The 10,899-nt window shown below is 71.9% G+C and carries 8 protein-coding genes; 4 read left to right on the forward strand and 4 right to left on the reverse strand.

The window, feature by feature from the left end:
* The first annotated feature begins 91 nt into the window (after positions 1–91).
* From ACIA8N_RS27880 to ACIA8N_RS27890, 3 genes are all read left to right on the forward strand, one after another.
* Entirely contained in the window at positions 92–1,051 is a 960-nt protein-coding gene (locus ACIA8N_RS27880; protein WP_030212321.1) for a GlxA family transcriptional regulator, read from the forward strand.
* A gap of 133 nt (positions 1,052–1,184) precedes the next feature.
* Entirely contained in the window at positions 1,185–2,180 is a 996-nt protein-coding gene (gene gap / locus ACIA8N_RS27885; protein ID WP_365786647.1) for a type I glyceraldehyde-3-phosphate dehydrogenase, read from the forward strand.
* A gap of 233 nt (positions 2,181–2,413) precedes the next feature.
* Positions 2,414–3,289 (forward strand): acetylxylan esterase, encoded by an 876-nt coding sequence (locus ACIA8N_RS27890; RefSeq protein ID WP_365786645.1) that lies wholly within the window; start codon positions 2,414–2,416, stop codon positions 3,287–3,289.
* An 82-nt stretch (positions 3,290–3,371) separates the two neighbouring features.
* Here the strand turns inward: ACIA8N_RS27890 and ACIA8N_RS27895 are convergent, their stop codons facing one another.
* The 4 genes from ACIA8N_RS27895 to ACIA8N_RS27910 all read right to left on the reverse strand — a co-directional run bounded on the left by ACIA8N_RS27895 (position 3,372) and on the right by ACIA8N_RS27910 (position 9,461).
* Positions 3,372–3,929, reverse strand: coding sequence for an HAAS signaling domain-containing protein (locus ACIA8N_RS27895; protein WP_365786643.1), 558 nt, complete (start codon positions 3,927–3,929; stop codon positions 3,372–3,374).
* The gene (locus ACIA8N_RS27900; protein WP_365786641.1) at positions 3,926–4,297 is read right to left on the reverse strand and encodes a PadR family transcriptional regulator; all 372 of its coding nucleotides are present in this window, start codon (positions 4,295–4,297) and stop codon (positions 3,926–3,928) included. The genes ACIA8N_RS27895 and ACIA8N_RS27900 overlap by 4 nt, the downstream gene beginning before the upstream one ends.
* Before the next feature lie 105 nt (positions 4,298–4,402).
* Positions 4,403–7,480, reverse strand: a complete 3,078-nt coding sequence (locus ACIA8N_RS27905; RefSeq protein ID WP_365786639.1) for a glycoside hydrolase family 3 N-terminal domain-containing protein — start codon at positions 7,478–7,480, stop codon at positions 4,403–4,405.
* 70 nt (positions 7,481–7,550) lie between these two features.
* Positions 7,551–9,461 (reverse strand): lectin, encoded by a 1,911-nt coding sequence (locus ACIA8N_RS27910; protein ID WP_365786637.1) that lies wholly within the window; start codon positions 9,459–9,461, stop codon positions 7,551–7,553.
* 206 nt (positions 9,462–9,667) lie between these two features.
* On the opposite strand from ACIA8N_RS27910, the gene ACIA8N_RS27915 reads away from it, so the two are divergent.
* Positions 9,668–10,678 carry a LacI family DNA-binding transcriptional regulator gene (locus tag ACIA8N_RS27915; RefSeq protein WP_365786635.1) on the forward strand — a complete coding sequence of 337 codons (1,011 nt, stop codon included), beginning with the start codon at positions 9,668–9,670 and terminating at the stop codon, positions 10,676–10,678.
* Positions 10,679–10,899: the final 221 nt, after the last annotated feature.

A 10,899-nucleotide genomic window follows, 5' to 3' on the forward strand; every position in this document is an offset into this window, starting at 1 on the left:
GACGGCCGAACCGACCGAGCCGCCACGGGCGCGGACCGGGACCGCCGTGGCCGGAGCCCCGCGTCCCACCCCGCCGCGTACGCTCGACCCCGTGCCGCCCACCCTCCGCCTCCACCGTGTCGCCGTCCTCGTGCTCGAAGGGGCGAAGCCGCTCGACGTCGGCATCCCCGCGCAGGTCTTCACGACCCGCGCGAGCATGCCGTACGAGGTACGGGTCTGCGGAGCGGAGCCCGGTCCCGTCACCGGCGGTGACGGTCTCTCGTACGTCGTCGCGCACGGCCTCGACGCCCTGGCGTGGGCCGACATCGTCTTCGTCCCCGGCTACCGCTTCCCCGACCGGGAGGACCCGCCCCGCCCCGTCCTGGAGGCGCTGATCGCGGCCCACGACCGGGGCGCGCGCCTCGCCGCGATCTCGACGGGCGCCTTCGCGCTCGCCGCGACGGGCCTGCTCGACGGCAGGCGCGCCACCACCCACTGGCACTACGCCCAGGCGCTCGCCGCGAAGCGCCCCCTCGTCCAGGTCGACGAGAACGTCCTCTTCGTCGACGAGGGCAGCGTGCTCACCTCGGCCGGCGCCGCCTCCGGCATCGACCTGTGTCTGCACATCCTGCGCGGCGACCTCGGGGTCGCCGCCGCCAACCACGCGGCCCGCCGCCTGGTCGCCGCCCCCTACCGCAGCGGCGGCCAGGCCCAGTACGTACCGCGCAGCCTGCCCGAGCCGCTCGGCGAACGGTTCGCCGCCACCCGCGAGTGGGCCCTGCACCGGCTCGACGAACCGCTCACGCTCGACGCACTGGCCCAGCACGCTGCCGTCTCGCCGCGCACGTTCTCGCGGCGCTTCGTCGAGGACACCGGCTACACCCCCATGCAGTGGGTGATGCGCGCCCGCCTCGACCTCGCGAGGGAACTCCTGGAGCGCTCGGAGCGCAGCGTCGAGCAGATCGCCGCGGACGTCGGGCTCGGCACCGGCGCCAACCTGCGGCTTCACTTCCAGCGCATCCTCGGCACCACCCCCAGCGAGTACCGGCGCACCTTCGCCAAGGGCGAGTAGCCGAGCGGTCGAGGGGTCCGTCCGGCGGTCCGTTCCCCCGTTGGCGTGATCCTTGCGGACCGTGGCGATCCCGCCTCTGTCACGGCCGGTCCCGGCGAGCGAACCTGGTGGCGACGCAGAAGGGACACACCTCATGACTCGCATCGCCATCAATGGTTTCGGCCGCATCGGACGCAACGTGCTGCGCGCACTTCTGGAGCGCGACACCGACCTGGAGGTCGTGGCTGTCAACGACCTGACGGAGCCGAAGGCGCTCGCACGGCTCCTCGCCTTCGACTCGACCTCGGGTCGCCTCGGCCGCCCGGTGACCGTCGAGGGGGACACCCTCGTCGTCGACGGCCGCCGCATCAAGGTGCTCGCCGAGCGCGAGCCGGCGCAGCTGCCGTGGGGCGAGCTCGGCGTCGAGATCGTCCTTGAGGCGACCGGCCGCTTCACTTCCGCGAAGGCCGCCCGCGGCCACATCGACGCCGGCGCCAAGCGCGTCCTCGTCAGCGCGCCCGCCGACGGTGCCGATGTCACCCTCGCCTACGGCGTCAACACCGACGCGTACGACGCGGACCTGCACACGATCGTCTCGAACGCCTCGTGCACGACCAACGCGCTCGCGCCCCTCGCCAAGGTCCTCGACGACCTGGCCGGCATCGAGCACGGCTTCATGACGACGGTCCACGCCTACACGCAGGAGCAGAACCTGCAGGACGGCCCGCACCGCGACCCGCGCCGCGCCCGCGCCGCCGGCGTCAACATCGTGCCGACCTCGACGGGCGCCGCCAAGGCGATCGGCCACGTGCTGCCGAACCTCGACGGAAAGCTGTCGGGCGACTCGATCCGCGTGCCGGTCCCGGTCGGCTCGATCGTCGAGCTCAACACCACCGTCGCCCGCGACGTGACCCGCGAGGACGTCCTCGCGGCGTACCGCACCGCGGCGGAGGGCCCGCTCGCCGGTGTCCTGGAGTACTCGGAGGACGCCCTCGTCTCCTCCGACATCACGGGCAACCCGGCCTCGTCGATCTTCGACTCGGAGCTCACCCGCGTCGAGGGCCGCCACATCAAGGTCGTCGCTTGGTACGACAACGAGTGGGGCTTCTCGAACCGCGTGATCGACACGCTCCAGCTGCTGGCCCGCTGACCCGGACGCCACCACCCGCCGGCCTGTCCGCCGACCCGGACGCCGTCACCGCGCGCCGCCCCCACCGAACCACGGATTCGGCGGGGGCGGCGGCGTGCTGTGGGCAGTTGCCCAAGCCGGCCTCCGCAGATCTGGGCCCCTGCCGACAGACAGCCGCCCCGGCACCGCTCGATCATGGCCCCTGGCCACGCTTGCGAGGACGCGCAACGTGCCGGATCCGTAGAGGAGTTCGTATGCCAGGGAGAACGGGCCGCGTCATCGGCGGCCTTCTGCTCGCCGCCCTGTCGGCGGTGTGCACCACGCCGGGGACCGCCGGCGCCGTCGCCGACGGGACCACCGCAGGGAGTGTTCCCTCCGTCGGCACAGCCTGGGGGCAGCCGGGACCGTACGAGGTGGACGTCGACATCGAGCCGGTGCACACCTTCTACCACCCGCGGGACATGGGGCGGTCGGGCGAGCGGCACCCGGTGGTCATCTGGGGCAACGGTACGGGGGCCGTGCCCGGCTTCTACAGCTCGCTGCTGCGGCACTGGGCGAGCCACGGCCTCATCGTCGTCGCCGCCAACACCCCCACGTCGAACTTCGCGCTCAGCATGCGCGCGGGAATCGACGTCCTGGAACACCGCGACGGGGACAGCGCGAGCCGGTTCCACGGCAAGGTGGACCTCGACCACATCGCCTCCGCCGGTCACTCCCAGGGCGGCGCGGCCGCCGTCAACGCCGCCGTCGACCCCCGGGTGGACGCCGCCCTGCCCATCCAGCCGGGGCCGCTGACCGACCCGGACCTGATGGACGAACCCGTCTTCTACCTGGCGGGCCAGCGCGACCTGACCGTGTGGCCGGCCCTGGTGAAGGCCCTGTACCGGGACTCGGACCACGTGCCCGCCGTCTACGGAGAGGTCAGGGGCGCCGGACACCTGGACTCCATCGGCGACGGTGGTGACTTCCGCGCCCCGACCACCGCCTGGCTGCGCTTCTGGCTGCTCGGCGACGAGAACGCCCGGGGGATGTTCTTCGGTCCCGGGTGCGGCTACTGCGCCGACGGCGATCTGTGGTCGGGCTGGGAGCGCAACTCCCGTGCTCTGCAGATCCCCGGCCCCGCCGCCTGACGGCACGGCACGCACGGCACGACCGGCTCCGGGACGCCCTTCCGAGGAGGGGGGCGTCCCGGAGCCGTATCGCGGCCCGGCATCAGCGGCGTACGGCCCGCAGCAGGACGGTGGCGCCGACCGCCGGGACGCCCACGGAGAACGCGAGCAGCAGCAGCAGTTCGATCGGGCCGATCCGGGACGCGGCCCCGAGCAGGGAGCCCACGAGCACCAGGACCGGGACGGCCACGGCGGTCGCGGTGCCGATCATCTTGTGCCGCGTCTCCCACTCGGGTGCGCGCCACAGCAGGGCCAGGCCGGCGATCAGGGCGATCGTTCCCACGAGGGAGCTGGCCAGGAGCAGGGGTCCTGAGCAGCCGAGCAGGATCACGGTCAGCTTGGCGTGGCCGGGCGCGACCGGAGAGGGGTGCGCCTGGCCGCCGGACGTCTCCTCGGAGAGGGCGGACGCGGCGACCGTACGGGGCTCCCCGAGCCCGGTCAGGACCTCGCGGACCTGGTCGTCGTCCCGCGCGTCGCTGGCCTCGACGTGCTCGCGGAGGTCCGCGAGGAGTTCGGCCCTGCGCTCGGCGGGGAGTCCGGCCGTCTCGCGCGCGACCGCGTCGAGGTAGGCGGTGACGAGCGGGTGGTCGATGGCGTTCATGCGGGATCCCCCTGCGGGTCGGTGAGGAAGTGGTCGACGGCGTCCCGGAACAGCGGCCACGCGCGGGCGAACTCGGTGAGCGAGGCGAGCCCGACGGGCGTGAGCGTGTAGTAGCGGCGCGGCGGCCCGCTGGGGGAGTCGCGCAGCTCGGTGTCGACGAGCCCCTCGCGGCGCAGCCTCGAAAGCAGCGGGTAGATCGTTCCCTGACTGGTGGTCATGACGCTCACCGCGGACAGCTCGGCGACGAGTTCGACGCCGTACTTCGGCTCGTCCCTGAGCAGCGCGAGGACGCAGTACTCCAGCAGCCCCTTGCGGAGCTGGCTGGGCACCCTGCCTCCCGCCTCGTTCATTGCTTTACCAGGAACCATGTAATGCAAGATAGCGGTGGGGGAGGCTCGGGACAAGCGTGATCCCCGGGGCGAGCCTCTCGCCCCGGGGATCGAACCGTCAGTCCGCGGCCCCCTGCGCCTCCGTCAACCGGCGGCCCGGTACGCCTCCGTCAGTTTGCCGATCGCGCCCGCCGGATCGCCCGTGAGCAGCAGATGGTCCGCCTCGGCGAACGGCTTGGCCACGGCCTCCGTGATGTTCTGACCGATCTTGTCCTGCACGATCAGCCGAGCCGTCTCGACGAGCCTCCGGCCCTCGGCGGAGCCGCCCCGACCGGCCGTCCGGAGCACCTCGGCCGCGACACGCGCCGCACGGAGCACAGGCTCCCCTCCGGACCGGGCCGGGGTGAGGGTGGTCAGCCCCCAGCCGTACGGGAACTGCGGGTCGTAGCTGCTGTCGCCCACGTTGACGGGCAGCTGCGCCTCCGACCTCGGCCACGTCACCGGCAGCCGGCCGGTGAACGGCCGCGTGCCGTACAGCACGTCGGCGACACCGTCGCCCTCCGTGCCGGGCAGCCAGGACGCGACGAGCGCGTCGACGGCCGGCAGTCGGTCGCCCATCAGCTGGGGCCGCCCGGACACCACCAGGACCGCGCAGGGCATCGCCGCGCAGACCTTGTCGACCGCCGCCTTGTCGGCGGGGGTCAGTTCGAGGTCGTGGCCGTTGCCGACGTCGCCGAATCCCTCCGCGTACGGGGTCTCGCCGACCACCACCACGCCGACGTCGTAGCCTTCGGTCGGCGCCGAGGCGTCCTTCGACCAGGCGATGTCGGCACCCGGCGCGGCCTTGCGCATCCCTTCGAGGATCGTCGTACCGGTCGTCGTCCGCCCGGACGCGCCCTGCCAGCTGATGGTCCAGCCGCCGGCCTGGTTGCCCAGGTCGTCGGCGCTCGACCCGGCCACGTACACCTTCTGCGTGGGCTTCAGCGGCAGCACCGCGCCCTCGTTCTTCAGGAGCACCTGGGACTTGGCCACGGCCTCGCGTGCCACCGCGCGGTGCCCGGGGGATCCGACCGACGGCAGGTGCGTGGGGTCCGCGTACGGCTTCTCGAACAGGCCGAGGCGGAACTTCTGCGTCAGGACGCGGGCCACGGCGTCGTCGATCCGCGCGGTGGAGATCCGGCCGGCCTCCACCTCCGCGGTGAGGGTGCGGGTGAACTCCTGGTAGTTCGTCGGCACCATGATCATGTCGAGCCCGGCGTTGACCGAGGTGCGCACGTCGCTCGGGTAGTCGCCGGGGATCTGGTCGATGGCCTGCCAGTCGCTGACGACGAAGCCCTCGAAGCCCATCCGGTCCTTGAGGACTCCGTTGATCATCTCGGCGTTCGCGTGCATCTTGACGGGTCCCCGGTCGTCGCCGAGGACGTCGAGGGAGGAGTACGAGGGCATCACCGTGCCGGTGCCCCGCTTCACCGCCTCGGCGAACGGGGCGAGGTGCACCGCTTCGAGCTCCGCGCGGCTGACCCGGGTGACGCCCTGGTCGGTCGTGTACGAGCCGGTGGTCGAGGAGCCGAAGGCGGTGCCGCCGTCGCCGACGAAGTGCTTGGCGCTGGTGAGCACCTTGTCGTTGCGGTCGAGGTCCTTGCCGTTGCGCGCGCCCTGCATGCCGTTGATGACGGTCTCCATGGCGGTGACGAGCGCCGGGTCCTCACCGAAGGCCTCGTACGAGCGGCCCCAGCGTTCGTCGCGGGTCACGCAGACGCAGGGCGCGAAGTCCCAGGGGACGCCGGTGGCCCGTACCTCCTTCGCGGTCACGGCCCCGGTCCTCGCGGCCAGTTCCGGATCGCGGCCCGCGCCGATGCCGATGTTGTGCGGCATGATCGTCGCGCCGATGACGTTGTTGTGCCCGTGCACCGCGTCCACGCCGTAGATGAGCGGGATCTGGAAGCGGGTCGCCCGGGTGCGCAGCTGGTACGCGTCGACCATCGCGGCCCAGGCCACGGGCGTGTTGGGGGTCGGGACCGAACCGCCGCCGGAGAGCAGGGACCCGAGGCCGTACCCGGCGATGTCACCCGGCGCCTTCAGGGCGTTGCGCTCGGCCTGCGTCATCTGCCCGGCCTTCTCCGCCAGGGACATCCGGGAGACCAGGTCGGCCACCCGCCTGCGCACCGGCAGCCGCGTGTCGAGGTACGGCAGACCGTGCGCGTTCACCACGACCAGCGGGTCCTCCGCGGGAGCCTTGGCGCCGTCGACCGTCAGCCGCAGCGGAACGGTCTCCGCGGACTCGGCCGCACCGTCCTTCATCGTCGGCACGGTGATCGAACGGGTCGTGCCGGACGGCGTCCCGGCGGGGAACACGACGCTGCCCGTGACGGGCCGGTAGTCCTTCCCCGGCTCCGCGCTGCCGCCGTCCCCCGTCCCGTACGTGACGGTGACGGGCTCACCGGTCGGCCCGGAGCCCGTCGTGGCCACCGAGACGTCCACCCGGGCGCTGCCGCCCTCCTCGACCGGGTGCACCACGGACTTCGTCACCACCCTCGTGGTGAGGGCGGGTTCCGCCGTGCCGTACAGCTCCACGCCGTCGAGGGCGAACGCCCCCGGTCCGCCGGTGGGAAGCGTGACGGCGTACCCCCACATCCGGTCGAGCCCGAGGACCTGGTCGATGCCCCCGACGGGCTGGTAGTCGGTCCGGTAGACGAACTCGGAGAACGGGATCTCGACGAGGTGCCAGCCCTCCCAGTCGTCCGTGAAGGACGTCGTCCACAGCTCGGACGCCTCACCGTTCGCGCCGCCGTCCTTGATCTCCAGCGCGATCCGGCGGCCCGAGCCGGGCGGCAGCGGCGCGGTGTTCTGGCCGTACCACCACAGCCGGATGCCCTTGTACGCGGTCCAGTCGTGCGCCGGCCGGTCGAAGGCGAAGTCGTGGGTGAAGCCTCCCCAGCCGCCGATGTCGTAGCGGCCTTCGAGGACCTTGCCGCCCTCGGGGGCGTCCGCGCGCTCCTTCAGTTCGAGCCGGGGGTGCGACCCGGCGGCGTCGCCCCAGGTGAACAGTCCCTCCGCCGGCGGCCCCGCGAACGGGACCTCTCCCTCGAACCGGTCGACGGCTCGGGGAGCGGGTTCCTGGGCGGCGGCACTCGGCGGACCGCCGGTGAGCAGACCGGTGAGCACGGCGGTCGTGGCGACCACCGCCGCGCTCAGCGTCCTCCGGGGACGTACGGGTGGCATGCGGGCTCCTTCGAACAGGCGCGGGGCCTGTGGGGGGTGGGGGACGGAGAAGGGCTATGAGGGCCGGGGATCAGGCCGGGTTGTGGGTCCACTTCTGGTTGGCCCCGCCGGTGCAGCTCCAGATCTGCGCCCGTGTCCCGTCGGCCGAGGAGTTGCCCGTGACGTCCAGACACTTGTTCGCGCCCGTGTTCACCACGTCGTGCGTGGCGGCGTCGTAGGTCCAGCGCTGCGCGGCGGTGCCGTTGCAGTTGTACAACTGGACCCGCGCGCCGTCGGCCGTCGAACCGCCGGTGACGTCGAGGCACTTGCCGAGCGCCCGCACGCTGCCGTCGGCGGCGAGCGTCCAGCGCTGCGCCGTGGTGCCGTTGCAGCCGTACAGCTGGACGGGCGTGCCGTCGGCGGTGGCCCCGCCGGCCACGTCCAGGCACTTCCCTGCCAGACCGGTCAGCGGGCCGGCTTCTCCTCCGCCGGCGGGCGTCCCCGCCCAGGTGAAGGTCGCGGTGGTACGGGCGGGCAGCGTGTACGTGAAGGACTGGCCGCCCCAGTCGACCCGGACGGACTGGGCGGAGCCGCCGCCGTTGTGGGCGATCAGCGCCTTGGAGCCGTCGGGGTTGCGCCAGGCCACGTTCTTCACGGTGCTGTTGGCGGTGGAGGCGATCCGGTACGCCCCGGGCCTGACGAACTTGGTCAGGTGACCCGTCGTGTAGTACTCGATCGTGTAGTCGACCTGCCCGGCGCGGGCGCCGCCCTCCTGAACGGTGACGAGACCGGTGCAGGTGCCGCAGCCGCCGTTGTGCGGGCCCATGTTCTGGTTGAGGGCCAGACTCCACTTGACCAGGCTGCCGCTCCAGTTGCGGGCGTAGTCGACGATGTCCCTGAGGTCCTCGTCGTGCTGGTCGGTGATCCAGGTGCCGCCGGAGTGCTCGGTGCTGAACTGCTTGACCGTCGGGTACTGCCGGTGCACCTGCGTGCCCACGGCCGGGTCGCCGAAGTAGCCGTGCCAGGCGATGCCCCCGAACAGCGGATCGTCGCGCACGCCCGCGTCGCCGAGGATCCCGGCGCCGAAGCCGGCGTAGTCGCCGTAGTTCCAGTCGTGGACGAGGACCTTGGTGGTGAGGCCCGCGGCCCGGAAGGCCGGGTAGACGTGGTTCTTGGTGAACTCGACGAGCCCGGCCGGGTTCCAGCTCATGCCGGGGTAGTTCATGGCGGTCGGGTTGCCGGCCTGACAGCAGTTCGGCTCGTTCTGCACGGAGACGTAGTCGACCTTCACTCCGGCGGCCTGGTAGCTCTGCACGTACTTGACCAGGTACTGGGCGTACAGCGGGTAGTACTCCGCCTTGAGCCAGCCCATCTGGTCCATCCGGCCGTTGTCCTTCATCCAGCCGGGTGCACTCCACGGCACGCCCTTGACCCGGAGCGCCGGGTTGAGCTGCTTGGCCTGCGCGGTGAGCAGCCGGACGTTCGTGTCGTAGCCGTTGGCCCCGAAGTCGTTCAGGTCGCAGCAGGTGTCGTCGAGGGAGACGTTCCCGGGACGGGAGAGGTCCGAGGCTCCGATGGGGTTGCGGACGAAGGAGAGGCCGATGCCCTCGGTGGGGGAGAACAGCCTGCGCATCACCTCGTCGCGGGTGGCGGCGCTGACCGCGCCCCCGCGCAGCAGATGGGCGGTCGTGTCGGTGATCGACGCACCGCCGCCCTCGAACCGCTGGTACGTGGTGCCCTCGTCGACGGTGATGGTGTGGTTCGCGGCGCCGCCTGCCGGGCCGAACGCGAGGGGTGCCTGCGGGGCGAGCCCCCGGGTGACGGCCCGGCCGCCGGAGTCGGAGGTGGTGGTGAGCCAGACGTCGACCCGCTCGCCGGCGGCCTGCGCGGTGCCGGGCCCGGTGAGGACCAGGCTGCCGGCGACGAGGATGCCGGCGGTGAGCGCCGTGAGGGGCCGCAGCCCGCGGAGGTATCTGAGCCCCCGGCTGATTGTGTAATGCACCTGACAAACCTTTCGCCGTTTCGCGCCCAACGGAAACACCCCAACAGCAGGCCTTTTATCAAGGCATGAAGTTATGGGGCACCCCTGGGGTCGTCAACCCTTCGGGCGCTCCTGCTCGATGCCGCCCCGCGCGGGTTGCGTTCGCCCGATGCAAGGAGTTGGCAATGACGCAACTGGCTTGCGAAGCTTGCGATAGTCTTGCGTTCATGACGCGACGACTTGCTCAAGTGGCCAAGAAGGTGGGAGTCAGCGAGGCGACGGTCAGTCGTGTCCTCAACGGCAAACCCGGTGTCTCAGACGCGACGCGGCAGTCCGTGCTCACCGCCCTGGACGTCCTCGGATACGAGCGGCCCACGCAGTTGCGCGGAGAGCGCGCCCGCCTGGTCGGGCTCGTGCTGCCGGAGCTCCAGAACCCCATCTTCCCCGCCTTCGCGGAGGTCATCGGCGGCGCGCTCGCGCAACAGGGCCTCACCCCCGTGCTGTGCACGCAGACCAAGGGCGGCGTCTCCGAGGCGGACTACGTGGAACTCCTGCTCCAGCAGCAGGTGTCCGGAGTCGTCTTCGCCGGCGGCCTCTTCGCGCAGGCCGACGCGCCACACGACCACTACCACCAGCTCGCCGAGCGCAACATCCCCGTGGTCCTGATCAACGCCTCCATCAAGGGGCTCAACTTCCCCTGCGTCTCCTGCGACGACGCCGTCGCCGTCGAGCAGGCCTGGCGCCACCTGGCCTCCCTCGGGCACGAGCGCATCGGTCTCGTCCTCGGCCCCGGCGACCACGTCCCCTCACGCCGCAAGCTCGAAGCGGCCCGCGCCGTGGCCCGTGCCGCCGGCGGGGAGCTGCCGGACGAGTACGTCGTACGGTCGATCTTCTCGCTCGAAGGAGGCCAGGCCGCCGCCACCCGCCTGCTGGAGCGGGGCGTCACCGGCATCGTCTGCGCCAGCGACCCGCTCGCCCTCGGTGCCATCCGGTCCGCGCGCCGCCGAGGCCTCTCGGTCCCCGCGCAGGTGTCGGTCGTCGGCTTCGACGACTCCGCCTTCATGAACTGCACCGAGCCGCCGCTCTCCACCGTCCGCCAGCCCATCGAGGCCATGGGGCGCGCCGCCGTCGAGCTGCTCTGCGCCCAGATCCAGGGGACCCAGACCGATCCCGGTGAGCTCCTCTTCGAGCCCGAACTCGTGGTGCGCGGCTCGACGGCGCCGCCCCCGACCGTCTGACCCTTCCGCCCACCGTTCACCGGCTCCGGCGCCGGGGAGGCTCACCGCCTCCCCGGCGCCGGAGCCGTTCTTCGTTGACCTGCACGGATGCGGGGGCCCAACCGCCGTTTCGGTCACGGCTGTTGACAAAGCGGTGACCTGCTAGAAACCTGACACCCCGGCGGCGCAAAAGATTAACGAAAATGCTCAATAAGTCTGTATCTCGCCGTCATTCATTGTCA

The sequence above is a fragment of the Streptomyces sp. NPDC051822 genome (genome assembly GCF_044452745.1).
GTDB lineage: Bacteria > Actinomycetota > Actinomycetes > Streptomycetales > Streptomycetaceae > Streptomyces.